Here is a 25304-nt window from a genome sequence, read left to right on the forward strand (position 1 = left end):
AAGCTTTTGTGGCGTAGCGCCATTTTAAATTTTCTATCAAATTCATTGCTATGTCTGTCTTAATTTTTGGCAAATATAAATGATATTGTTTTCTTTTTCGAGTTTTTAAAGCGCTCTGGGAAACTCCAAGTCAATCATCTTCGGTCACAAAAGAATATTTATCTGTTTTCCTGCATTATTATATTTGTTTAAAGATTAATAATCTTTAATAATATAATTTAAAAGAATAATTAACTGAATTTATCTATAAATAAAAATATTTAATCTTTTATATTCAAATTTGCAGGGTAAAAAAACTAAATAGTATCATCAGATGAAAGCGAACATACAAGAAGATAGGGGAATAAACGAAAAGCAGAATATTGAAAATACCCGGAATACAATCCAGAATGATTTTGCATTTACACTAAAGAGCACTTGTTTAGATGAAAACTATCACCCTTCAAGCGAAACGCGTTTGACAACTAATTTTGCAAACCTGGCCAGAGGAGGTAATCGCCAACAAAACTTACGTAATGCATTAAATATGATTAACAATCGATTCAATGCATTGGCTCATGTAGATAATCCAAAAGCTGATCGTTACCTTGTAAAACTTGAAATCATCACAGTAACGATGAGTATTGATGATCAGAATGGTACTAACAATCTGCCGTTGATTGAAGTTTTAAAAACGAATATTTTTGACCGCAAGACTAACCAGCATATCGAAGGTATTGCCGGAAATAATTTTTCGTCTTATGTTCGTGATTATGATTTCAGTATTTTATTGATCGAGCACAATAAAAATAAACCTAATTTTTGTATTCCTGAAGATTTTGGAGATTTGCACGGAAAACTTTATAAGTGTTTTGTGAGTTCAGCCACTTATAAAGAGCACTTTAAGATGTCACCGATCATTTGTCTAAGTGTATCGAGCAACAAAATTTATACTCGTACTGAGTATCAGCATCCGGTTCTGGGTTTTGAGTATCTGCAGGATCAGTATTCTATCACTGATGAATATTTCTCTAAAATGGGCTTAAAAGTTCGTTTTTTCATGCCTCAGAATAGTGTGGCACCGATGGCTTTTTATCATTCCGGAGACCTGCTTGCCGATTATACTGATCTTGGATTAATCAGCTCAATCAGCACGATGGAGACTTTCCAGAAGATTTATCGCCCTGAAATTTACAATGCAAATTCAGTGGCTGGGAAAATCTATCAACCTAGTCTTAAACACGAAGATTATTCACTTACCCGTGTGGATTATGATCGCGAAGAGCGCAGCCGATTGGCTGTTGAACAGGGTAAATATGCAGAAGAGCATTTCATTAAGCCTTACAAAAGTCTCCTGGAACAATGGTCTGCTAATTTTACCCTTTAATTGATTACAACGCATTTAAACTATACTATTATGAAGAAATTATTATTACCTACCTCTATTGTTGGAAGTTTACCGAAACCTGCCTGGCTTGCACCACCCGAAAAACTTTGGTCACCATGGAAATTAGAAGGCGATCAGCTGCTTGAAGGAAAACAAGATGCTTTACGCATTTCGCTGCAGGAACAACAATTGGCAGATCTGGATATTATTTGTGACGGCGAGCAGACACGTCAGCATTTTGTAACGACTTTTATCGAGCATTTAAGCGGTGTAGATTTTGAAAATCGTAAAACAGTAAAAATCCGTAACCGTTACGACGCAAGTGTTCCAGTAGTTGTAGGTGAGGTTGCACGTCAAAAATCAGTTTTTGTTGAAGATGCTAAATTTTTACGTAAACAAACTAATAAGCCTATAAAATGGGCATTACCAGGCCCGCTGACAATGGTAGATACCTTGTACGACGACCATTATAAAAGCCGGGAAAAATTGGCGTGGGAATTTGCGATAGCACTCAACGAAGAAGCAAGAGAACTTCAGGACGCAGGGGTAGATATTATTCAGTTTGATGAACCTGCATTTAATGTGTTCTTTGATGAAGTAAACGATTGGGGAATGGCAGCATTAGAAAGAGCCATTGAGGGTTTACACTGTCAAACTGCGGTTCATATTTGCTATGGTTATGGAATACATGCAAATACTGATTGGAAAAAGACATTAGGTTCAGAGTGGCGACAATACGAAGAAATTTTTCCGAAAATTCAAAAATCTAAAATTGATATAGTGTCTCTAGAATGTCACAACTCCAATGTGCCTTTAAATTTAATGGAACTTGTTCGCGGTAAAAAAGTAATGGTCGGTGCCATTGATGTGGCAGTTAACACTATCGAAACACCAGAAGAAGTAGCTGCTACCCTGCGTAAAGCCCTTGAGTTTGTAGATGCCGAAAATCTTTACCCTTCTACAAACTGCGGTATGGCCCCGCTATCCCGAAACATAGCCAGAGGTAAATTAAGTGCTTTAAGCGCAGGAGCAGAAATTATACGCAAAGAACTAGGGATTTAGTCTCAATATATTAATAATAGAGTCCGTGCCTCTACGGAGAAATAATATTTAAAACACATTGAATAAATTATTACAAGTATTAAAAAAAGCAGGTTTCGACGGTTTCCTGTTAATGATCGCGACCATGATTTTGATGGCTTATTTTTTGCCAAAGCCAGGCATGGTCAAGGAACCTGTTTCGCTGGAGGAGATTGCCAATGCCGGTGTTTCCTTTATTTTCTTGTTTTATGGCATGCGACTGAGTGTTGAGAAACTAAAAGCAGGACTTTCCAACTGGAAAATGCACATTGTCGTTCAGTTGACCACCTTTTTATTTTTTCCGCTCATTGTTTTGGCATTTCGCCCGTTGTTTGTTAATAACGGCTTTGAGCTGCTTTGGCTGGGTGTATTTTTTCTGGCAGCATTACCGTCTACAGTTTCCTCTTCGGTGGTCATGGTTTCCATCGCAAAGGGAAACATTCCCGCAGCCATTTTCAATGCAAGCATTTCCAGTTTGATCGGAGTAGTGGTTACGCCACTCTGGGTTGGGCTGTTTATAGCTTCTGCGACAGGCGATTTTGATGTTACTCAAATCGTCATAAAGCTGATTCTTCAAGTCTTGTTACCTGTCATCATTGGCATAAGCCTCAATTCCCGTTTAGGTGGCATTGCCGAAAAATACAAGAAGCAGCTCAAATATTTCGATCAGGCAGTTATTCTAACGATTATTTACACGTCGTTTTGCAAGTCATTTTCCGAACATCTTTTTGAGAGTTTCACCGCCCTTGAACTTGCCGGACTCGCTGCAGGGATGATGGCGTTGTTTTTTGCCGTATTCTTTTGTGTCGGACTACTAAGCCGCCTGCTTGGTTTTTCTGATGAAGACCGTATTACTGTCTTATTCTGCGGGTCTAAAAAGTCATTGGTACACGGCACCGTTATGTCAAAAGTACTTTTTCAGCACAGTACGATCACCGGCATCGTATTGCTGCCACTCATGCTTTACCATGCCTTGCAATTGATTGCTGCCAGTATCATCGCTCAGGGTATGGCTCGACGAAAAGAAGTATAATAAGATTTTTGTATTGTTTTTGGTTATATTTGAAGAATTTTATTCTGTCTTATAAATAAATTAAATAAAAATATTCTATGGAACAAATAGACGATATTGATCTTCAGTTATTAAATATACTACACGATAATTCTAAATACACTGTAAAAGAGCTTGCTAAAATGGTAAATCTTTCAGCGTCGCCTGTTTTTGAGCGGATTAAAAGATTAGAAAACAGTGGTTATATTAAGAAATATATAGCCTTGTTGGATGCAGAAAAATTAAACAGAGGGTTTATTGTTTTCTGTAATATCAAACTTAAACAGCACGATCGGAATATTGGGAATCAGTTTGTTAGTGATATTATGAAAATAGAAGAAGTTGTAGAATGTTACAATATCTCCGGTGATTACGATTTTTTAATGAAAGTTTCTGCCAAAGACATGAAGCATTATCAGGATTTTGTGTTTAATAAATTGGGATCAGTTGAAAGCATAGGAAGTACCCAAAGTACCTTTGTTATGTCAGAGATAAAAAATATGTATGGATAGTTTCGCGATGGTTTATTTATTTGAAATTGGCAAATTTTGTCAAGGTCCTGCTTTTTCAAATTAAGTAATGTATTGAGGTAGAGTAGAAATAAGTTAAAATTATTTTGCAAATTACTATAATTAGTATCAAAAAATTGCGATAAACCGATAGAGAAAAAAACTATATCCTTAACGGGACTTCAAATCATCGTTCAGCTTCTATTATTTATAAAAAATAGCGGTCTATTAGAACCGCTATTTTAAAAATACTACATACTAATTATTTGGGAAGTTTGGAAAGAAATAATAATATATCAGCGCCAATTTCTTTGTAATGAGTTTCAAGTGCAAAATGACCTGTTTTATAAAATTTTACAGAAGCATTTGGATTATCAAGTTTGTATGCTTCTGCTCCTGCTGGAAGAAAATAAGGATCCTGACTGCCCCAAACAGCTAATGTCATAGGTTTTTGATCTCTAAAATAAGCTTGAAACTTAGGATACAACGCTACATTAGTTCGGTAATCTTTTAGTAAATCAAGCTGTATTTCAATGTTTCCGGGACGATCCAGAAAGTACTGATCTAGTGTATACGTTTCAGGTGCAATAAGCGAAGCATCTGATGCGCCTTCATGGTATTGAAACCAAGTCGATTCTTTAGATACAAAATCTTTAAGAGCATCTCTGTTGGTCTGAGATGGATCTTTCCAGTATTTCTGGATAGGATTCCAGCCCATACTTAATCCTTCTTCGTAGGCATTACCATTTTGCGATATAATTCCGGTAATTTTTTCAGGATTTGCAAGAGCAAGCCTATATCCCGTTGGTGCTCCATAATCGAATACATATATAGCAAAACGTTTTAAACCAAGTATATCAATAAATCCTTGCATGATGTTGGCAAGATTATCAAAAGTGTATTCAAACTTAAGATGATCCGGTGCATCTGAAAAGCCAAAACCAGGAAGATCAGGCGCAATTACATGATAGTTTTTGCTTAGAATAGGAATAAGATTTCTAAACATATGAGAAGAGGTAGGATAGCCATGCAATAATAATAGAGTAGGAGCATTTTTGTCTCCGGCTTCACGGTAGAATATGTTTAGTCCGCTGACTTTTATAGTGTTGTAATGAGTTGCCTGTGTTGCAATGTTTTTTACTTGCGCGTTTACAGCTGTTTGTGGTAGCATAGTCATAGCTAGAATTAGAGTTACTGATTTAATTATAGTTTTCATTTTTTCAATTGTTTAAGACAAAATTACATTCTATATTTGATACCTGAAAACGATTTATAATGATATAATAAATCACTAATTGTGATACTATGAATAGCAATGACCTCAAAATATTTGAAGCTGCCGCAACTCTGGGAAGTTTTACAAAAGCAGCAGAAGCAACTTTTACAGTACAATCTAATGTAACAGCGCGCATCAAAAACCTTGAAGATGAATTTGGTACCGAATTATTCCGGCGGGTTTCCAGAAAAGTGGTCCTTACTGAGGCTGGAGAAACACTTTTGCAATACGCTAAAAAAATAGGACGTTTGCTCGATGATGCCAAAAGCGATATTCAGAGCGCAGACAAAATTGGTGGCACAATACGTATAGGCTGTATTGAGACAACAATGGCTCTTAAAGTACCTGAAATCATCAAAGGTTTTGCAGAACTTTACCCAGATGTAGAACTTGAATTTTATTCTTCGATGTTGCCGGCACTGATACAAGATGTGCTTAGTTATAAACTGGATGCCGCTTTTGTTGCTGCACCTATAAATATTCCGGGTTTGCAGCAGCTTGTTGTGCGTGACGAGCAACTTGTTATAATAGCCGGTGGCGATGTAGACAAGCTTTCAGTATTGTTAAAACAAGATCCTTTAAAAATTGTAGTTTTTGGACAAGGTTGCTTTTTCAGGGCAAGACTCGAAACCTGGCTCGGTTCAAAAGGAATACTTCGCTATAAAAGTACCGTACTCAATTCGATAGAAGGCATTATTAATTTTGTGGAGGCAGGACTTGGTATTAGTATACTTCCTGCAGAAGTGGTAAGTCACTATTACAGCAACAGAAATATAAAAACCTTTCCTGTGACTAAAGAACTTGCCACGATGACCACAGTTTTAATTTATAGAAATGATGAAGCGCCTTCAAAGGCTCTAAATGTGTTTTTAGATCAGTATCGGAATTAAAGTGATGGCATGAATAATTTAAGTTACTGTTTATTTAGCTGGTATTCTACGATATAAAAAAAACGGATCACATCGTATACCATGATCCGTTTTTAAATATAGTATGTTGATTTTATGAATTACCATACAGGTTTGATTCCCCTCCGTCAATTGCAATGGTCTGCCCATTTACATATTGGCATTCATCGCTAAGCAGGAAGGCTACAAGATTACCTACATCTTCAGGTTTACCTAACTTTCGGGTAGGGTTTCTTTGCGCATATGTTGTTTCTGCTGCTTTTGGGTCGGCTGGATTTACCTGTTTAAAAGCTTCTGCCACCATTGGGGTAAGAATTGCCCCAGGCGCGATTGCATTGGTATATATTCCGTCTTTTCCATATTCAATAGCTGCATTTTTTGTCATACCCGAAACAGCATGTTTACTTGCTACATACGGCATCTGATTAATAACACCTCTGATTCCACCTACAGAAGCTACGTTTACAATTTTTCCTCCACCTTGTTTCTGCATTACTGGAATCACATATTTAAGGCCGTAATACACACCCATAAGATTGATGTCAATTACTTTTTTAAATACATTGATGTCATAATCCACTAATGGAGCCTGTTTTCCTTCGATACCTGCGTTATTGTAGAATCCATCGATACCGCCAAACTTTTCAACTGTTTGGTCTACATAATTTTTTACTGCCTGTTCATCTGAAACGTCAGCGACGATCGTTATAATTTTTGCAGTTGGTACAACAGACTGGATTTCTGTTTTTGCTTTTTCGAGTGCTTCGGCATTGTAATCTACAATAGAAAGGTTGGCTCCTTTTAGTGCTACGGCTTTACTTGCTGCGAGTCCTAAACCCATAGCGGCTCCGGTAATGATAATTGTTTTGTCTTTGAATATGCTCATAATATATAGTATTAAAAAGTATTAGTGAAAAATTATTCATTTAAAATTTAAAGTTTTAGCTCATGCCCCTCCATATCATATCAAAGTTGTCATCTATGAGTTGTTGGCTTAATGGAAATAACTTTTGGATAATTCCTGTAGAGCAGGAGCGTACTGCACCATCAAAAAAGCTGATAAGTATAATAGCATCCAGCGCTTTTATGATTTCTTCCTTCTGTCCTTTTTCTAAAAGATTATATAGCGGTTTATTCTGTCTTTCATACTCGGCCAGTTGTTTTGAAAAATTGAGTTGTATGTAGCCCGACTGCTGATACTGGTCGATAAACACGGTTTCGTCATAGTTATTTAGCCTGTAGTTGAGCATGTTGATATAAATCTGCTTAAGCGATTGCTTTATTGGTACATTAATATCAAAGTCGCGGTAAATTGCGCGAGTCATTTTATCCTCTACAGCTGCATAAGCCAACTGTACTACCTCTTCCTTGTTTTTGAAATAGATGTACAAGGTTCCGGCTGCAATTCCGGCTGTTTTACTTATACCCGAAATAGTAACGCTTGCTAATCCCTGTTTACCAGTAAGTACAAGTACCGACTTTAAAATTTTTTCTCTTTTATCAGGATCTAATGGTCTCATGCAGTAAAATTAAATGAAATAATATTCATTTAAACAAAAATATGTAAATTATAACTTTTATTTAAGGAAGTTTGATTTTATAATAAACTGTAAATATTTGTAGCTATTTATCGTATCATATGCAATTGTCTAATTTGAATGACCTGTTTCGTCATGATTTTTCTGTTATAGATTTAATAAATACTATATTGTTGATTTAAAAAACATATTTCTAACAATTAAATTGTGTACAATTTAATTGTTGTGTATATTTGTGCTGTTGTATTATTTAAAAGATTTAACAATCAGATTTTTAATTTATAAAATAAGAAGAAAATGTCGTTAATAGAAGATTTAAACTGGAGACATGCCGTAAAAGCATATGACTCAACAAAGAAAGTATCAGAAGAAGATTTAGATAAAATTTTAGAGGTTGCTAGATTAGCTCCGACTTCATCTGGTTTACAGCCTTTTCGTGTGATTGTGGTAGAAAATCAGGAATTGAAAGAGAAGATGGTAAAAGGCGCCTTAAATCCGGAAGTTATGAGAGATTGTTCTCATGTATTGGTTTTTGCTGCATGGGAGAGTTACTCTAATGAGAAAATCGATAAAGTTTATGATCATCACACTGATGTAAGAGAATTACCAAGAGGTCGTTTCAATAGTTACACAGATCAGATTAAGCAAATCTACGGAGCCCAAACTCCTGAGCAGCATTTTGCACACACAGCAAGACAATCCTATATTGCATTAGGTTTGGCAATGGCTCAGGCTGCTGAACTTAAGATTGATTCTACTCCGGCTGAAGGTTTTAGCAATGAAGTAGTAGATGAGATTTTGAATCTCAAACAATTAGGTTTAAAAAGTGTTACGCTTTTATATCTGGGTTACAGAGACACCGAAAATGACTGGCTTTCTCAAATGAAGAAAGTAAGAATTCCTATGGAGGAATTTATCATCAGAAAATAATTTTTTACTTTACTTTTTGTCAATAGATTATGGAAGATAACCATCCGCTCATATTGGGAAACCAGCTTTGTTTCCCGCTTTACGTTATTTCAAAAGAAGTTATCGGTTTGTACCGGCCATTTCTTGATGAACTTGATATTACCTACCCGCAATATCTTGCAATGATGGTGCTTTGGGAGAAAGATGGATTGACTGTAAATCAGGTTGGTGAAAAACTGTTTCTTGACAGTGGCACCTTAACACCGCTATTGAAAAGACTTGAAGTAAAGGGGTTTATTATCAGAAAAAGAAAAAAAGAAGACGAAAGAGTCGTTGAAATTTTTTTAGCTGATAAAGGAAGAAATTTGCAGCAAAAAGCGTGTGAAATTCCCTTAAAAATGCAGGAAAAACTAAATTTAACAACAGAAGATTTATTCGAACTCAAAGAAACTGTTCAGAAAATTTTAAATAAAATTCAAAAATAAAATGAAAACATTATATACAACAAGCGTTACTGCAAAAGGCGGAAGAAACGGACAGGTAAAAAGCGAAAACGGAATTTTGAACCTTGAGGTAAGAATGCCGAAAGCTTTAGGCGGAGCCAATGATGATTTTACCAATCCCGAAATGCTTTTCGCAGCAGGATACGCAGCGTGCTTTGATAGCGCATTAAATTTGATCATTAGTAAGTCGAAAATTCAAACCGGTGAAACTTCGGTAGCTGCAAAAGTAAGCATCGGGCAGAATGAAGATGGTGGTTTTGGTCTTGCAGCAGAACTCGATGTTAATATTCCGGGAGTTTCTATTGAAGAAGCTCAGGAATTAACAGAAAAAGCCCATCAAATTTGTCCTTATTCAAATGCGACAAGATCCAATATTGAAGTTAAGCTTTCAGTGACCAATAACTAAGATTAATATCTTTAAATTATATAAAATCTGCTTCTTTTGATGCAGATTTTTTTATGTTTCATTTTAAAAGCGACTTTAAGACCTGTTTATCTGACATATTTTTTAGCATTCTCATTCAAAAAGCTAAATTTGCAAGTAAAAAATAATTGGTTAAATTTTAAAGAAATCATTCAATGAAACTTAAAATGGCAGAAAAAAGTAAGGTTCAAAGCATTCCTAAATTTATGATTGAAAAGCTTCGCTTTAATTCTATATTTTTCGTCAGCGGTTTGCTGTTTAATATTACATGGTGCATCTCTTTATTAATTACCCATTCTATAGAGTTTTACATCATTGGGTTTTCTGCTTTTTTACTGATTATAAATGGTGGTTGCGAGATTTTTTTCTCTCTTGCTAATAAAAGAAAATTAGAGGCATGGGGATTGTTCATACAGTCTGGAATATTTACAATAATTACTGGAATTTTAATTTTATTTGATCTTGTGAATATTCTAAATGTAAATGAAGTTTTTTTATCTTACTTTTTTATAGCAGGTTTCTTTAATCTTATCCTGGCAGGTTCACTGGTACAATACGGAATGATAGACTGGAGTCGTTTTACTAATCTAAACTGGATTGTAATTTTATTATCGGCATCAGCCTTATTGATGCTGGTGAGTGATTGGGGAAATACAGATATACTGCTTAGTATTACTTCTGTTTTGTTTGGATGCGGAAGAATGATTTTAACGGCTAATTTTTCAGAATTAAACACTTTTCCGGACAAAGTAAGCAGGGAGATTTATCAAAAAATTGATGGTGTGAAAATAGAATATTTTGAAGCTTTGGAGAAGAACTGGGATGCTGACAGAAATCTATTTCTTTAGGGATGATTTTTAGTATTTCTAATCTCTTTGCATTTTAAATACTTGTTCAAAAATCTCAAATTTTATCTACGCTTCAATCTTATTTGTAAAATCGAAAGGGTATAGTTCTGTACTTTCAAAAATTGAAATTATTGATAATTAGTTTATGTTTCAAAAGAAGTAATTTTTTCCATTAAAACTTTGCTATTAGCTTCCCTCGCTCTTTAAAATGTTCTCATAAAAAGCTGCGCAAATGTCCCTCGCTCTCCAAAGAGTTCTTGTAAAAATCTATGCGAATATATCATAACTTCGCAACCGTAAATAATGTTCTAAAACAAAAAAAGAGACTTCAAAAGTCTCTTTTTAGAATTAATATATCTTCTATGAATAATTATTTATTGATTAACTTTTCAAGCCTTATAATCATTTCATCTTTCTCTTTCAACATACGCTCGTATAACTCAATTTTTTCATCATATAATTGAACAATTTTGTCAACAGGATTGAAAGTACAATTGATATGTCCAGAATTGTTTGCAACTGCTCCTTCATGAAAAGTGTTAGCAATAATATTTATCGCCTGTTCTTCATTAAAGTTCTGAAAAGCTTCAACTGGAATTTTTAATACTGCTGAAATTTGTTTCAACAGATTATCTTCAATTACATCTTTTTGCTCAAGCATAGAAATTTTCTTCTGATTCCAGTCATTTCCGAGATCATAAGCCAATGCTTCCTGCTTTATGTTAAGCATTTCTCTGAAACGTTTTACGTTTTTTCCCTGATGTATTTTCTGTTCCATAACGAATATCGATTTTCTAAAGGCTCAAATATAAAGCCATTTTTTGAATTAAAACTCTGCGTTTCAAAATAAATGTTTTTAGAAAATAAATTTCAAAATTTGTTGAGAACAGCAACATAAATTTTATCATTTGAAGTTTTTATCAACGTCATTTCCTTAATTCATTATCCTATATTCATTTGGAGTACTGCCAACATGCTGCTTAAAAAATCGCGTAAAGTGCTGTGGATATTTAAATCCTAATTCATAAGCCACTTCATTGATTGTCTTTGTAGAATCGAATATTTTGTCTTTCGCAGTTTCAATAATTTTATTCTGAATGTATTCCTGAGCCGATTTTCCTGTTTCTTTTTTAATAAGATCGCCAAAGTAATTAGGAGATAAATTAAGTTCGGCGGCATAGTAAGCAACAGAAGGTAATCCTATAATATTAGGTTTATCAGAAGAAAAATAGTTGTTTAACAGTTCTTCAAATTTTTCAACAATTCCTTTATTGGTGGTATCTCTGGTAATAAATTGCCTGTCGTAAAATCTTTCGCAATAATTCAAAAATAACTCAATATTTGATGCAATAAGCTTTTTACTGTGTTTGTCAATAGATTGTTTTAATTCCACTTCAATTTTAGCAAAGCAGTCAAAGACAAGCTGTTTTTCTTTTTCAGATAAATGAAGCGCTTCGCTAGTATTATAGCTAAAGAAATTATACTCATGGATACTTTTTCCAAGTGAAGTACCACGAATAAGATCAGGATGAAAAACTAGTCCATGGCCAACAGGTTGATAATAGTCTACTTTGTTTTCTACATCAACGACTTGACCAGGCGAAACAAAAACCAATGTCCCTTCCTGATAATCGTAATAATTACGACCGTACTTCAAATCTCCGCAGTTTACTTCTTTTAAAAATACGCAGTAAAGCTCAAAGTTCATTTTAGAGCCTGTTCTTTCCTTTGCTTTTGAAAAATCAATTATACTAACTAAAGGATGTAATGTTTCATGATTATTAAAATCATTATATTCATTAATTGTCTCGAAGTTATATACTTGTCCCATGTCTTTTATTATTGATTGCACAAATTTAACTATTTAAGTATAGCTTAAACAGCAGTTAGATTTCAATCAGTAATCTTGGTAGGAGATTCCGTAATACGTATACCAGTGCCGTCGCATTAAGTTCGGAAATTTGTAATAATAAAATTATAAATCAAATTACAATGTACAATATAAAATTAAATAGTGGTATTGAAATGCCCATTTTAGGATTTGGAGTATTTCAAATGCAGGACATGGCAGAATGCGAACAGGCTGTAGTAGATGCAATTAAAACTGGTTACAGATTAATTGATACGGCTGCTTCTTACATGAATGAAGAAGCTGTTGGAAACGGTATTAAAAGAAGCGGAATTGCAAGAGAAGAATTGTTTATTACCACAAAACTTTGGGTAAGTGATGCGGGTTATGAAAGCACTAAAAAGGCTTTTCAGAAGTCATTAGACCTTCTGCAATTAGATTATCTTGATTTGTATCTGATCCATCAGCCTTATGGCGATATCTACGGCTCCTGGCGCGCCATGCAGGAATTATATAAAGAAGGAAAAGTAAAAGCAATCGGGGTTTCTAACTTTCATCCTGACAGAGTTATGGATTTAATTACCAATACCGGGTTTGTTCCTGCAGTAAACCAGATAGAAACACATCCTTTTCATCAGCAAAATGAAACACAAAAATTCCTTCAGGATAATAATATTCAAATTGAATCGTGGGGGCCTTTTGCTGAAGGAAAAAATGATATTTTCCAAAATGAGATTCTGATAGCAATTGCTCAAAAATATAATAAATCTACTGCGCAGGTTATCTTGAGATGGTTAACGCAAAGAGGCGTTGTTGCTATTCCGAAATCAGTTCGTAAAGAAAGAATGGCAGAAAATATCAACATTTTTGATTTCGAATTATCAAACGAAGATATGACAGCTATCCAGACTTTAGATACTAATGCAAGCCTATTTTTTGACCACAGAGATCCTAACATGGTGAAGTGGTTAAGTGAACGAAAATTAAACAGATAACAAATATCAAAGAACATTTAGATGGATAGAAGATCGATATTAAAAACAGCAGGTTTAGCATTGGCAGGAAGCGCTTTGCTTCCGTTTCGTTCTCTTGCAAATTCGCGCATTGATGAGCTAAATTCAGAAGAAAATAATATATCAATTGCTCCCGGAAAAAGAAAATTAGGGAAACTGGAAGTTTCAAGTATTGGTATTGGCGTTCAGAATATGAGCCGTAACTACCAAACCACGATTCCTTCGAGAACGGAAATGCGCCGAATTATTCGATCGGCGTATGACAATGGAGTTACTTTATTTGATGCTGCCGAAGCTTATGGTCCTTTTGAGGTCGAAAAAATACTGGGCGAGGGAGTTGCTTCTTTTCGTGATAAAATTGTGATTTCTACAAAATTTGGCTGGAATATAGATCAAGAAACAGGAAAACGTTTACCGGGTTTAAATAGCCGTCCTGAACATATTAAAATTGTAGTAGAAAGAATGTTGAAGCGTCTTAAAACCGATAGAATTGATTTGTTATATCAGCATCGTGTTGATCCGCAGGTTCCTATAGAAGATGTAGTCGGCGTTATACAAATTCTGATTAAAGAGGGAAAACTTCTTCATTACGGACTTAGTGAACCTGGTCAGCAAACAGTTAGGCGGGCGCATGCCATTCATCCCGTTACCGCCATTCAAAACGAATATTCTCTTTTATGGAGAGGTCCAGAAAAAACGATTATTCCCCTTTGCGAAGAACTCGGAATTGGTTTTGTTTCATGGAGCCCGCTTGGCGTTGGTTTTCTGACCGGAGCAATTGACGAAATAACAAGGTTTGCTCAGGGAGATATTCGCGGTATTGAATCAAGATTTTCTCCTGAAAACCTTCCAGCAAATATGGCTTTAGTTGAATTAATCCAGAAATGGAGTAAAGAAAAACAAGCTGCACCAGCCCAAATTTCCCTTGCATGGCTGCTTGCGCAAAAATCATGGATTGTGCCTATTCCAGGTACTACGCAAATGGCTCATATGCTAGAGAATACAGGATCTTCTCAAATAAAATTTTCTGCAAATGATTTAAAGGAATTCAATACAGCATTAAATGAAATTAAGATTTTGGGCGAAAGATTGCCTGCAGGAGTTTTAGCTTTCTCTGATGTTGAAGCTCCGGAAAAAAAGAAGTAATTAAAAATATACTAATTAAAATTAACAGCATTATGAAAAAATCACTTTTTGGATTACTTATAATTATTCTAATTGCAAACAAGTCTTTCGCACAAAATACTATCGCCGAAAAGGAAGTAATTCAACTTTCGCAGCAAAAATGGCAATGGATGGCAGATAAGAATGTCGATAAACTTACACCATTGTTTGATGATAAATCTGTTTTTGTTCATATGGGAGGAAGTTGGGGCAAAGTTCAGGAAATCAATGTGATTAAAAGTGGAGGAATTCATTACAAGAAAGCAGACGTTCACGATGTTTCAGTAAATATTATTGGCAGTACGGCGATACTTTTGAGTAAAATTACACTATTAGCAGTAGTGGGAGGAAATGAAGTTACCAATCCATTTATTGTGACAGAGGTTTATATTAAAGACAATAATGGCTGGAAATTAGGTTCATTGTCGTTTACCAAATTAATGACACCTGGTCAATAATTTTTCTCAGGTTGCAATAACAGGAAGAGAAAAAAGGAAAATAATTTGAATGGATCTACTTATTGAAAACGAGTATAATAAATGAAAAAATTAAAAGGTATAGTTATATAAATGGAAAACTCATTAAAAGAACTTGTTTATGAATTTTCCAGAACAGCTTGGAATGAATATTTACCGCATTTATCAATTGACTGTGTTGTATTTGGTTACAATGTTGCAAATATGAAAATATTACTAGTGCAGCTTAAAGATCAGGAAAATTGGTCTTTACCTGGAGGATATATTCGGAAAGAGGAAGATATAAATCAAGCTGCAAAAAGAATACTTACAGACAGAACAGGTGCTCACGATATTTATCTTCAGCAATTTAGCGTTTTTGCAAATGCAAATAGGAGTCAGGATTTCTTTGAAGAATATGAAGATGGACTGTGGAACAAACAGCGTTTTATTTCTTTAGGATTTTACGCTTTGGCTGATTATGAAAAAGTAAATCCTGTTGTAGATATTTTCTCAAGTAATTGTGATTGGATTGATATTAATGAATTGCCCAATATGATGATGGATCATAAATTGATTTTTGATCAGGCATTATTAAACCTTCGTAGGGAACTTAATTATAAGCCCATCGGCTATAACCTTCTTCCTGAAGAATTTACAATGCCGGAATTACAGAGACTCTACGAAATTATCCTTGGTAAAAAACTAAATAGGGGAAATTTTTACAGAAAGATGATAGGTTATGATATTTTAGATAAAATGGATGAACCAAGAATGGAAGGCAAAGCACATAAAGCACCAAACCTTTACAGATTTAATATTCAAAAATATAATATTGCGCTTCAGGACGGACTAAAAGAAGGATGGTAGAAAGAGAATAAAATTAATTTTATAAAAAAAAATCCCATTTCGTTAGAAATGGGATTTTGTGAGGTTGAGTTCACAATTTACAAATCATTTTATGAATGATTTAAAGAAATTAGCCTATTTTCAAGTTAATTTGTAAGATAATTATTTTAAATTTTCATTTTTAATAGGTTTGTATCTATCGCAAGGGTTAAATGTTAAAAATCATTAATTAAACGAAAAAGATGATTTTTATAATAATATTTGGGTGTAATTTTTCTAATAATCTTTGAGCATTTAGAATCAAGTTCTATAAGTAAATTTAAGTTATTATTCTGAAGATATTGACATCAAAATTTATCAATGATAGATTTTGGAATGTAAGAGCCTTGAATTTTTGTGACAAAAAAAGTTATCAGCTCCGGCTATAATTTAAATCGTTTTTAAAGTACCCCCATCTGCTCGAAGGCACGAGCCGTTTGTAGCAATTGATAATGGGCTGGATAAATAAGCGACTAAAGAAGCAATTTCTGCAGGATCTATAAAACGCTGTAATAAAGAATGCGGATTGGTTTGTTGTATAATGGCGCTCTTCATTTGCTCAACTTCTATGTTTTGTAAAGAAGCAATATGTTCGATTGTTGAGGCAACACCGTCAGAATAAGTTGGGCCGCCTAAAATAGTATTTACGGTAACTTCAGTTCCTATGGTTAGTTTAGACAAACCATTGCTCACGGCCATCATAGCTGCTTTTGTCATTCCGTAATGAATCATGTTTCCTGGAATAATCACGCCCGATTCACTGCTGATGAAAATAATTCTGCCTGATTTTTTCTCAAGCATCTGCGGCAAAAATTTCTTAGAAAGTTTGATACTGCTCATTACATTAATCTCAAAGATTTTATACCAGTTTTCCTCTTCGATAATTTCAAAATCTTTTAATTCAAAAACTCCCACATTGTTTATTAAAATATCAATATCGTTTAACTGGTTTAGTAATGCGGTTACTTGTTCTTTACTTCCAAAATCGCAAACTATTCCCGAAACTAAAGCATTAGGAAATTCATTTTTTAGTTTTTGAACAGCCAGATTGATTTTATCTTCATGTCGCCCGTTAATAATAACTTCTGCTTTTTCATTTAATAATTGTTTTGCAATGGCAAAACCAATTCCTTGTGTCGAACCGCTTATAAAAGCTCTTTTTCCTTCTAATTTTAAATTCATTTTTGTTATTTTAATTTTTGTAATGATCGATACATAAATAGTTAAAAAAATTAGCTGATAACAGCTAATTGCATTTCGATTTGATTTTTTAGGACATTTTTATCTGGATACATTCGGCGAAGTGTGTTAAGACCGCACCAAAATGTTATTAAATACCTGCCCAATATTTCGGGATTAATCTGTGTTTTTAAGTTTCCTTTTATTTGTTCATTTTTAATCGCCTGAGTAAACATTTGTTCGACTTCTTTTAAAATCTGAACCGCATTATCTTCCAGATTTGCATCAATAAAAGTCATTTCTACAACTGTATTTGCAATAATACAGCCTTTAAGATGCTCGTTTTCTTTCGCGGAAGCGATACTTCTAAAAAAATCTTTGATCAATTCTAACGGAGAGCCACTTTTACTTAATTCAATTTTAAAAGTGTCAAAAGCCAATCTTCGTTCTTCAATTGCTTTTTGAAAAACCTCTTTTTTACCGCCTTTAAAAGTATTATAAAAACTTCCAGCACCAGCTCCAGTGGCTTTTTGCAAATCACTCAATGAAGTCGCGCTATATCCTTTCTGCCAAAAAACTTCCTGTGCTTTTTTTACAATATTAACATCTTCATAGATGGTGGGTCTTCCTCTCATCTTTATATTTTTTTATTTTGTAATGAATGATACAAAATTATATAAAAATAAGTTTACTGCAAATTTTAAAGACTTTTATTTAAAGTAAACAAATCTGTACCCGTTAAATAATAATTTTTTGTATCTGTAATTATTGGTTTCAGTAAAATAATTTTGTGCAAGGCAATATTATGAAAAGAATATCTTGGTAATTATGGTTCATCTCATTGGTTATATAGCACTGCTTTTAAATACATTTTCGATGACAATGAAAAATGTATTTTATTTAAGGGTTCTCTCTTTAATTGCGAACCTGATTTATATAATTTATGGAATACTACTCAGCGTACCTCCAATGATTATTGGCTGTGCCATGGCTATTATTATCCATTCTTACAGAATTTATAAATTACAAAAAGAAAAAAATGCAGTAATTACGGACTGATCTTCCTTAAGATTTTTAAAAATGGAAAAAAGAATTAAATATCAAATAGCTGAGAGTGAGCAGGATTTTGAAAACTGCAAAGGTATTATTATTGAATATCTGGATACTTTAGGAATTGATCTTTCTTATATGAATCTGGATAATGAATTCGCAGAGATGAAACAGATGTATGGAGGAAGCCAGGGAACTTTTTTATATGCATTAGATGAAGAAGAAGTGATTGGCTGTGTGGGCGTGAGAAGAAATGAAACAGAAATTGCAGAACTTAAGAGGCTTTATGTTAAAGATTCTCACAGAGGTTATAAAATAGGTGTTACACTTCTTGAAAAGGCTCTTGAATCAGCAATAGCTCTGGGTTATAAAAAAATCAGGCTTGATGTAATCCCAACTCTGCAAAAAGCGAAAGAACTTTATATTTCGTTTGGATTTTACGAAATAGAACCTTATTTCAAGAACCCGGTTGAAGGCACAGCTTATATGGAAAAGTGTTTATAAGGCTGGGAACTCTTAAATCACTTTTTTATAAATTGATACAGATTAAAGTTTTGTAACTTTGTTAGTCACAGAAAACAGGTGATATGAAAAAGGAAGTTTTATATCTTAAAATAGCCAGGGTTATTGAGGAACAGATTTTAAGCGGTACATTAACTCTTGGAGAAAAACTTCCATCAATCCGTGCTGTGCAAAAGCTTTATAATGTCAGTATTAATACTGCTAAACAGGCATTTTTAGAATTAGAAAGTAAATCTCTTATTGAACCACGGCCTAAATCAGGCCATTTTGTAAGCAAAACTTCCCAGCGAAAATTTGCACTTCCTTCTGTAAGCACCTTGAATACTGTCCAAAAAGAGCGTTCATCGGAGGAGCTATTAAAGACTGTCTTCGATACATTGAACGATAAGAATATTACTCAGTTTTCTCTTGGAGTTCCAGACCAAACTCTTCTGCCGATTGCCAAATTAAATAAAGGAGTAATTACTGCAATGCGTAATCTAGAAGATGGAGGTACAAATTATGAAACAGCCCAAGGCAATGTCAATCTAAGAAGAACAGTTGCCAAATGGTCTTTGGTTTTAGAAGGTAAATTGACGGAGGATGATTTGGTTACCACAGCAGGGGCAATGAATGCTATTTTTAATTGTCTCAAAGCGGTTACTTCATCAGGAGATACTATAGCAATCGAAAGTCCGGCTTATTTTGGGATTCATCAAATAATAAAATCTTTAGGTTTAAAAGCGATAGAAATCCCGACACATCCTATTACTGGAGTTGACCTAGAAGCGGTAAAAAAGGTTCTTCCTCAGATAAAAGCCTGCTATTTCATTAGTAATTTTAGCAATCCATTGGGAAGTTTAATGCACGATGATCATAAAAAAGAATTGGTAAGGATGCTTACTGAATTCAATATACCTTTAATTGAAGATGATATTTACGGTAATCTTTACTTTGGCGTTTCAAGACCTAAACCCTGTAAAGCTTTTGATGAAGCAGGGATTGTAATGTGGTGTGGTTCTGTATCCAAAACATTAGCACCTGGTTACAGAGTGGGATGGGTTGCACCTGGAAAATTTAAAGAAAAGATTATCAGACAGAAGTTTTCTCAGATGGTTTCCACCCCGACATTGTATCAGGAAGTGATTGCTGATTTTATGGAAAACGGAAGATATGACCATCATTTACGAACATTTAGAAATAAATTATATTCGAACTGTTTACATTTTCAGAGAGCTATAGAAGAGTATTTTCCTGATAGTACCAAAGTATCACAGCCACAGGGAGGTTTTATGTTATGGCTTGAACTGGATAAATCGATTGATACAGCGCAATTATACGATAAGGCAATTCAGCAAAAAATCAGTTTTGCTCCCGGCAGGCTTTTTTCGCAGCACAACCAGTTTAATAATTGCATGCGATTGAATTTTGCACTCGAATGGAGCGACAAATTGGATGATGACCTTAAACGTTTAGGGGAAATTGTAAAAAAAGAACTAAAAACTGGATCCTATTAAAATGCAATAACTGTATCTGTAACCATACCGTTGAGATTTCTAGATTTGCTAAAAAAGATGCTACAATGAATCACAATGAAGATCATATTTACATTATTGGAAACGGCGTAATAGGAAAAGCTCTGGCTGTCGCTTTAACTTTGAATGGAAGAAAAACGACCATTCTTCGAGGAAGTATAGATAATCAGCCTGAGGGTATTGAGAATATACAGGTAGAAATTGAAAATAAAATAATAGGAGCAGAGGTTGTAATTAGTTCGCTTTCTAACTGCGAAAGGCTTGATGGAATTATATTACTCACCAATAAGTCATTTGGAAACAGTGTTCTTGCTGATAAACTGAAAGATAAAACTGGAAAATCGCCAATTGTCTTTCTTCAAAATGGACTGCATATTGAAAATAGTTTTATTGATAAAGGCTTTGATGAACTATACAGATGTGTTTTACTGGCAACAAGCGAATCCTTAGAAAATAATAAAGTTAGATTTAAATTAGTTGCCCCATCTCCAATTGGAATTGTTAAGGGATCGAATGAAATTCTTCAAGAAATTGTTGATGTACTCAACACTGGTCTTTTTTCATTTAGAAATGAAGAGGATATCCAAACGCTTATTTGGAAAAAAGTAATCAGCAACTGTGTATTCAATTCAATCTGTCCTCTGCTGGAAACTGATAACGGAATTTTTCAGCGTAATGATCGAGCACTTCAAATTGCAAAAACAGTTACAGCTGAGTGTTTATTGGTAGCCAAAGAATATGGCATCGATTTAACGATGGAAACTGTTTTAGAAAACGTACTTGCTATTAGTAAAATGTCTGACGGACAAAAAATATCAACCTATCAGGATATATTAAATAAAAGAGAAACAGAAATAGAAACTATGAATTTAGCTATTGCAGAATCAGCCATTCTAAAAGGAAATATTTCTGTACCTGTTACTGAGATGCTTGGTCAATTAGTAAAAATAAAGTCAGAAATATCAAGAAAGTAATATTATCTTAGAATTATGAATAAGAAAGAAAGTAGTCCTTGGAACGAAATACCTTTAGAAGATTATGAAAACCATATGTCTCATAATTCGGTTGGTCAATTGGAGATTCTGAATTTTTTGACCAAAAAATATCTAGATAAAATAAAACCTAAAATTTGTCTCTTTCTTGGTGTTGCGGGCGGAAATGGCTTAGAACATATTGATAATGCAATTACTCAAAATGTAATAGGAATAGATATCAATCAAGACTATCTTAATAAAGCAAAGGAAAGATATATTGGAAAGATTACTTCTCTTGAACTTATCAATTTTGATATCACAACAAATGCAAAGGTATTTTGCAAAGCTGATTTTATATGGGCAGGGTTAGTATTAGAATATACTGGAATTGATAAAAGTCTAGAATTTTCAATAAGTAACCTTCAGGCAGGCGGAAATCTGATTATATCAATACAATCCAATAATGGTGTCCAATCAGTAAGTAAGTCAGGAATTGAGAGTTTACAAAAAGTTAGATCAATTTTCCAGCTGATAGATCCAGATACTCTAGTTAGTAAAGCGATAGAAAAGGGATTAAAACTTATAGAAAATGAAGAGTCCTTTTTTCCAAATGGAAAATCATTAAAGACGTTTCATTTTAAAATATAATATCATTTTTGACTTTAAGTTTTTTCAAATCCTGAAAAAGTTTTTTGCATAGATTTTTAATCGCCTCTAAAATTACCAAAACTCCAAAATCATTTGATTTTGGAGTTTTTTTATTCGATATTCCCACTAGTAGTTTGTAAAATAAATATAAGGGATTCTATTAGCTTCCTATAAACATAGTAGTTAACGATGGTTTGAATACAGAGTAGTCACCCCGACAGGACTCCCAAACCGCTTTAAAAAATAAGTTAAAACTGATTAAATATCGTAAAAAAGCATAAAAAAACGCTAAAACAAATGTTTTAACGTTTTTTTAAGAGTGACGTTGAGTTCACAATTTACAAACCATTTTATGAATGATTTAAAGAAATTAGCTTATTTCCAAGTGAATTTGTAAGATAATAATTTTGTATTTTGAGTCAATAGAGGTTTGTATATATCGTAAGGGTTAAATGTGAAAAAAAACTTTAAACTATTAATTTTAATACAACAAAAAATAGCATTAGAATTAATGCAACGTTTTAAAAAAATAACTTATAACTAGTTATGCTTAGTTTAGTTTTAGGGGGTTAGAGGAGAGTGTTATTAAAAAAGCGGTTGCATTAAAAATATAAAAATCTGCCTAAGCGGATTTTTATCAAGAATATGTGGAATTTATATTTTAGTTAAAGTTACGGTCATCTGTTTAGTGTCTAGCACGAGTTCGTCTTCATTTATTATGCTTTGGCAATTGTAAGGAGTTCCGGTATCTTCTTTGATTACAAGACTTTTTCCTTTTTTTGTCAGGGCAAAAGTTCCGTTATTTATATCCTGAAGAATACGGCCTCTAACAAAGCCGTCATCAGTAAAAGTTAATGAGCCATGAGAGAGTATATCATTTTTGGCGGTTTGTGAAACAGCTGTTTTAGGTTCAACTTTGGTAATCTTCCAGCTTCCAACCAGATTGTCCCTGTTTTTATTAAATGAAAGAAACATTAGTGACAGCAGTGCCAGACTAAACGTATATAAAAATGGTTTTTTCATGATTTTATGAATTAAATTAAAAATATTTTTTAAGTGGAACAGCTTTTTCAAGACTCCAAACAGGTTTACATCTTAGAACGAACAGGTCGCTTCACTGCTGTATGCGGTGCAGTTTTTAATGCAGAAGATCTCTGGGTCTGGCTGTAATTTTTTGCAGGTCTGTTTGCTGACTGGTTATATTTACGCGTCTTCGATGATTCTCCTTTATTGTATTTTGTACTTCTCTGTTCTAAATTTCGTGCCTGCTGTCTGTTGCCGGAGTTTTTAGGAGTACGGTATTTTCCGCTTTCCCTATTAGTGATAACAGTATTAGAGCGGTTTCTGTTTATGTTATAGTTATTATATACATTTTTATTATGAATTATAACCGTACCGCCTCCTCCATAATGACCGCCATGATAGTGATGGTGATGGTGGTAATGGTGATGAGCGTATACTGCTACAGATATAGCCGCAAAAGGTACATAGTAAGGCGGGTAATATCCATAGTAGTAAGGAGGATAATAAGGAACGTAAGCAGGAGAATATATATACTGCACAACAGGCACATTTTCCACAACCACTGCCTGTGCAGCAGGAGTGCTTTTAGCCACTGGATCAGATCCCGTGTAAGCTGGGTTAGCGGTAATTGCCGCCGTGGATGTTGTTTTTGGTTCGATCACATAGTTTTTGCCGTATAAATCTTCATCACCCATAATCTGCAGGTTTACTTTTCCGGATTTATCTCTGTCAACTAAAATAACGGCAACATCTTGTGTTTCAGTTTTGCTTACCGGATCCTGAAGTACAAAAGTGTAATCAGAGCCTTCGTTTTTTGAAGTAACTTTAATGAAATCTACTTTTTTATCCAGATTTAAATCAAGATTGTTTATACCTGAATTTTTATCATTCAGTGATTTTTCAAAATCTTCAATGGTTTTTGATTTTTGAAAAAGATCCAGAACGGCATATAAATCAAGGTTATCTCCCGGAAGACCAAGCGATGGAGCATCATTACTGCTCTGGCTGAAAATAGATTGCCCCAGAAGGCAAACTGCTGCTAACGAAAAAATGAAATTTTTGCTTATCATAACTGTTTTTGGTTTTAAGTTTCTGATTGTTCAATTCAGTAACATTTTAATAAAAATGAATGAAATATGCAGCTGTGTGATGCTTTTAAATCTGTCATGTTTTTATATTATTATTAAAAACTGCATTTTCAATTCTGTTTTACTGCAGAGTAAAAGCAAGAGTTAAAAAAATATTTTCAAACACTATGCCAATAAAATAATGAAATTTGATTTTATGATTAAATTAAGGACTTATTTGGTTGTATTTTTGATTTTTAATTCACTTTATTGTTAAAAATAAATTTTTTATTTATCATTTTAAGAAATCACTATTGCTTGGAATTTTGCTGTCCGAATTAAAAATCAGTCCTACTAAAAAAATCTTAAAACCGTTTAACTATTTATTTCGTAAATGCTAAAAAGTATGTTTTTGTAAATTGTTTTATTGTCAATATTTTAGTTTTCTTGTTGTGTTATTCATTGTGCTGTGAAGGATTAGTGAAATTTTATTTAATTTTTTTTGAAGTACTTTTTATATTTAATAATTTCTTTTTAATTTTAGGAAAAACAAATGCTTATGAAGAAACTATACTCTACTTTATTTTTTCTGATTACAATTCAGATAGCTGTCGGACAAAATGCTACCGAGGCTAAAATTTACCAGAATTATCCTTTAGGAATGCAGATGCTGCAGGGAGGATACCTTTTGCAGACTACAAATTCCACAATCGACGGGGCAATTACAATTCCTAATAGAGATATTGATATTGATGCGCATATAGGGTATGTCCGTTATGCTAATTTTTTTAATGTTGCAGGAAGAACTGCAGGAGTGCAAGTCATGATTCCCTATGTGAATATTGATGCCAATATTTTAGGATACAATGCCAATAAATCTGGAATGGGTGATGTTATGGTTGTTTTGGGCACCAATATTATCGGTGGTGATGCCCTTTCTTTTCCTAAATTTATGCAGACCAAAAAACAGCTGGCTTTAGCATGGTCACTTGCAGTGACAATGCCTACAGGATCTTATTCAGAAACACAGCTGCTTAATCCGGGAGGAAACCGCTGGCAGTTCAGACCTGAGATCGCTTTAACAGTACCGGTTGACAACTGGGATTTTGAAGCCTATGTGAATGCTAAATTTTTCACGCGCAACAATGCCCTGCCTAATCTTCTTCCGTCAGGGAATCCTTCAGTTCTGGACCAGAAAGCATTTTACGGACTAACGCTGCATGCTGTTTATAATTTCAACCAGAAATTCTGGATTTCTGCCGATGCTGCGGGACGCACAGGGGGAGAGACCAAAAAAGACGGCATTGGACAGGATGATGCGCAGTCTGTTACGGGTGTGGGAGGAACTTTTAATTACAGTCCTTCACTGTTTCACCAATTCGGTATTAATTACATCACAGCTGCCGGAGGTAACGAATATGCTCCGAATGGTTCCTTATTCACCGTTAAATATACTTATGTCTTTGGCGGAGGCATGAAAAAAACAATGCAGGCCTTAAAAAATCAGAATCAAAACAACCAATAATTATAGTATGAAAAAAATAAT

28 protein-coding genes are annotated in these 25304 nt (G+C 34.0%); 19 read left to right on the top strand and 9 right to left on the bottom strand.

What is annotated here, in order from left to right:
- The first annotated feature begins 313 nt into the window (after positions 1-313).
- The 4 genes from BXU01_RS18380 (at position 314) to BXU01_RS18395 (ending at position 4009) form a co-directional block, all read left to right on the top strand.
- Entirely contained in the window at positions 314-1366 is a 1053-nt protein-coding gene (locus BXU01_RS18380) for a DUF1852 domain-containing protein (RefSeq protein WP_083694577.1), read from the top strand.
- Between the two features lie 30 nt (positions 1367-1396).
- The gene (locus tag BXU01_RS18385; protein ID WP_083694580.1) at positions 1397-2428 is read left to right on the top strand and encodes a methionine synthase; all 1032 of its coding nucleotides are present in this window, start codon (positions 1397-1399) and stop codon (positions 2426-2428) included.
- Positions 2429-2486: 58 nt separating this feature from the next.
- Complete coding sequence (locus BXU01_RS18390; RefSeq protein WP_083694583.1) at positions 2487-3479, top strand: bile acid:sodium symporter family protein; 993 nt, start codon at positions 2487-2489, stop codon at positions 3477-3479.
- Between the two features lie 77 nt (positions 3480-3556).
- Complete coding sequence (locus BXU01_RS18395; protein ID WP_083694586.1) at positions 3557-4009, top strand: Lrp/AsnC family transcriptional regulator; 453 nt, start codon at positions 3557-3559, stop codon at positions 4007-4009.
- 259 nt (positions 4010-4268) lie between these two features.
- Here the strand turns inward: BXU01_RS18395 and BXU01_RS18400 are convergent, their stop codons facing one another.
- Positions 4269-5222 carry an alpha/beta fold hydrolase gene (locus BXU01_RS18400; RefSeq protein ID WP_083694589.1) on the bottom strand — a complete coding sequence of 318 codons (954 nt, stop codon included), beginning with the start codon at positions 5220-5222 and terminating at the stop codon, positions 4269-4271.
- Positions 5223-5311: 89 nt separating this feature from the next.
- On the opposite strand from BXU01_RS18400, the gene BXU01_RS18405 reads away from it, so the two are divergent.
- Positions 5312-6172 (top strand): LysR family transcriptional regulator, encoded by an 861-nt coding sequence (locus BXU01_RS18405; RefSeq protein ID WP_083694592.1) that lies wholly within the window; start codon positions 5312-5314, stop codon positions 6170-6172.
- 112 nt (positions 6173-6284) lie between these two features.
- On the opposite strand, the gene BXU01_RS18410 is transcribed toward BXU01_RS18405, so the two are convergent.
- A complete protein-coding gene (locus BXU01_RS18410) occupies positions 6285-7076 on the bottom strand; it encodes a glucose 1-dehydrogenase (protein WP_055092449.1) in 792 nt (263 codons plus the stop codon).
- 55 nt (positions 7077-7131) lie between these two features.
- Entirely contained in the window at positions 7132-7710 is a 579-nt protein-coding gene (locus BXU01_RS18415; protein WP_083694594.1) for a TetR/AcrR family transcriptional regulator, read from the bottom strand.
- Between the two features lie 315 nt (positions 7711-8025).
- Here BXU01_RS18415 and BXU01_RS18420 point away from each other — a divergent pair, with 315 nt between their 5' ends.
- The 4 genes from BXU01_RS18420 to BXU01_RS18435 all read left to right on the top strand — a co-directional run bounded on the left by BXU01_RS18420 (position 8026) and on the right by BXU01_RS18435 (position 10412).
- Positions 8026-8658 (top strand): NAD(P)H-dependent oxidoreductase, encoded by a 633-nt coding sequence (locus BXU01_RS18420; protein ID WP_083694597.1) that lies wholly within the window; start codon positions 8026-8028, stop codon positions 8656-8658.
- Between the two features lie 29 nt (positions 8659-8687).
- Positions 8688-9122 carry a MarR family winged helix-turn-helix transcriptional regulator gene (locus BXU01_RS18425; protein WP_083694599.1) on the top strand — a complete coding sequence of 145 codons (435 nt, stop codon included), beginning with the start codon at positions 8688-8690 and terminating at the stop codon, positions 9120-9122.
- Between the two features lies 1 nt (position 9123).
- Positions 9124-9546 (top strand): organic hydroperoxide resistance protein, encoded by a 423-nt coding sequence (locus BXU01_RS18430; protein ID WP_083694602.1) that lies wholly within the window; start codon positions 9124-9126, stop codon positions 9544-9546.
- A gap of 173 nt (positions 9547-9719) precedes the next feature.
- Positions 9720-10412 carry a hypothetical protein gene (locus BXU01_RS18435; protein WP_083694605.1) on the top strand — a complete coding sequence of 231 codons (693 nt, stop codon included), beginning with the start codon at positions 9720-9722 and terminating at the stop codon, positions 10410-10412.
- A gap of 370 nt (positions 10413-10782) precedes the next feature.
- On the opposite strand, the gene BXU01_RS18440 is transcribed toward BXU01_RS18435, so the two are convergent.
- The gene (locus BXU01_RS18440) at positions 10783-11190 is read right to left on the bottom strand and encodes a helix-turn-helix transcriptional regulator (protein ID WP_083694607.1); all 408 of its coding nucleotides are present in this window, start codon (positions 11188-11190) and stop codon (positions 10783-10785) included.
- A gap of 156 nt (positions 11191-11346) precedes the next feature.
- Positions 11347-12243, bottom strand: coding sequence for an AraC family transcriptional regulator (locus tag BXU01_RS18445; RefSeq protein ID WP_083694610.1), 897 nt, complete (start codon positions 12241-12243; stop codon positions 11347-11349).
- 161 nt (positions 12244-12404) lie between these two features.
- On the opposite strand from BXU01_RS18445, the gene BXU01_RS18450 reads away from it, so the two are divergent.
- From BXU01_RS18450 to BXU01_RS18465, 4 genes are all read left to right on the top strand, one after another.
- Positions 12405-13256, top strand: coding sequence for an aldo/keto reductase (locus BXU01_RS18450; RefSeq protein ID WP_083694612.1), 852 nt, complete (start codon positions 12405-12407; stop codon positions 13254-13256).
- Between the two features lie 21 nt (positions 13257-13277).
- Positions 13278-14420: an aldo/keto reductase gene (locus tag BXU01_RS18455; protein WP_083694615.1), complete on the top strand. Its 1143-nt coding sequence runs from the start codon at positions 13278-13280 to the stop codon at positions 14418-14420.
- Positions 14421-14452: 32 nt separating this feature from the next.
- The gene (locus BXU01_RS18460) at positions 14453-14896 is read left to right on the top strand and encodes a nuclear transport factor 2 family protein (protein WP_083694617.1); all 444 of its coding nucleotides are present in this window, start codon (positions 14453-14455) and stop codon (positions 14894-14896) included.
- Positions 14897-15007: 111 nt separating this feature from the next.
- The gene (locus BXU01_RS18465; protein WP_083694620.1) at positions 15008-15763 is read left to right on the top strand and encodes an NUDIX domain-containing protein; all 756 of its coding nucleotides are present in this window, start codon (positions 15008-15010) and stop codon (positions 15761-15763) included.
- 408 nt (positions 15764-16171) lie between these two features.
- Here the strand turns inward: BXU01_RS18465 and BXU01_RS18470 are convergent, their stop codons facing one another.
- The gene (locus BXU01_RS18470) at positions 16172-16963 is read right to left on the bottom strand and encodes an SDR family NAD(P)-dependent oxidoreductase (RefSeq protein ID WP_083694623.1); all 792 of its coding nucleotides are present in this window, start codon (positions 16961-16963) and stop codon (positions 16172-16174) included.
- A 50-nt stretch (positions 16964-17013) separates the two neighbouring features.
- Entirely contained in the window at positions 17014-17595 is a 582-nt protein-coding gene (locus tag BXU01_RS18475; RefSeq protein WP_083694626.1) for a TetR/AcrR family transcriptional regulator, read from the bottom strand.
- A 193-nt stretch (positions 17596-17788) separates the two neighbouring features.
- Here BXU01_RS18475 and BXU01_RS23995 point away from each other — a divergent pair, with 193 nt between their 5' ends.
- The 5 genes from BXU01_RS23995 to BXU01_RS18500 all read left to right on the top strand — a co-directional run bounded on the left by BXU01_RS23995 (position 17789) and on the right by BXU01_RS18500 (position 21668).
- Positions 17789-18019: a YgjV family protein gene (locus tag BXU01_RS23995; RefSeq protein ID WP_123774113.1), complete on the top strand. Its 231-nt coding sequence runs from the start codon at positions 17789-17791 to the stop codon at positions 18017-18019.
- Between the two features lie 21 nt (positions 18020-18040).
- Positions 18041-18514: a GNAT family N-acetyltransferase gene (locus BXU01_RS18485; protein WP_083694631.1), complete on the top strand. Its 474-nt coding sequence runs from the start codon at positions 18041-18043 to the stop codon at positions 18512-18514.
- An 83-nt stretch (positions 18515-18597) separates the two neighbouring features.
- The gene (locus tag BXU01_RS18490) at positions 18598-20028 is read left to right on the top strand and encodes a PLP-dependent aminotransferase family protein (protein ID WP_083694633.1); all 1431 of its coding nucleotides are present in this window, start codon (positions 18598-18600) and stop codon (positions 20026-20028) included.
- 65 nt (positions 20029-20093) lie between these two features.
- The gene (locus tag BXU01_RS18495; protein ID WP_083694635.1) at positions 20094-21020 is read left to right on the top strand and encodes a ketopantoate reductase family protein; all 927 of its coding nucleotides are present in this window, start codon (positions 20094-20096) and stop codon (positions 21018-21020) included.
- Positions 21021-21035: 15 nt separating this feature from the next.
- Entirely contained in the window at positions 21036-21668 is a 633-nt protein-coding gene (locus BXU01_RS18500) for a class I SAM-dependent methyltransferase (protein WP_083694637.1), read from the top strand.
- Between the two features lie 654 nt (positions 21669-22322).
- On the opposite strand, the gene BXU01_RS18505 is transcribed toward BXU01_RS18500, so the two are convergent.
- Positions 22323-22691 carry a lipocalin family protein gene (locus tag BXU01_RS18505; RefSeq protein WP_083694640.1) on the bottom strand — a complete coding sequence of 123 codons (369 nt, stop codon included), beginning with the start codon at positions 22689-22691 and terminating at the stop codon, positions 22323-22325.
- 65 nt (positions 22692-22756) lie between these two features.
- The gene (locus tag BXU01_RS18510) at positions 22757-23761 is read right to left on the bottom strand and encodes a hypothetical protein (protein WP_083694642.1); all 1005 of its coding nucleotides are present in this window, start codon (positions 23759-23761) and stop codon (positions 22757-22759) included.
- Between the two features lie 556 nt (positions 23762-24317).
- Here BXU01_RS18510 and BXU01_RS18515 point away from each other — a divergent pair.
- Positions 24318-25283 carry a transporter gene (locus tag BXU01_RS18515; RefSeq protein WP_165689809.1) on the top strand — a complete coding sequence of 322 codons (966 nt, stop codon included), beginning with the start codon at positions 24318-24320 and terminating at the stop codon, positions 25281-25283.
- Positions 25284-25304: the final 21 nt, after the last annotated feature.

Origin of the sequence: [Flexibacter] sp. ATCC 35103 (genome assembly GCF_001975985.1) — a bacterium.
GTDB lineage: Bacteria > Bacteroidota > Bacteroidia > Flavobacteriales > Flavobacteriaceae > Flavobacterium.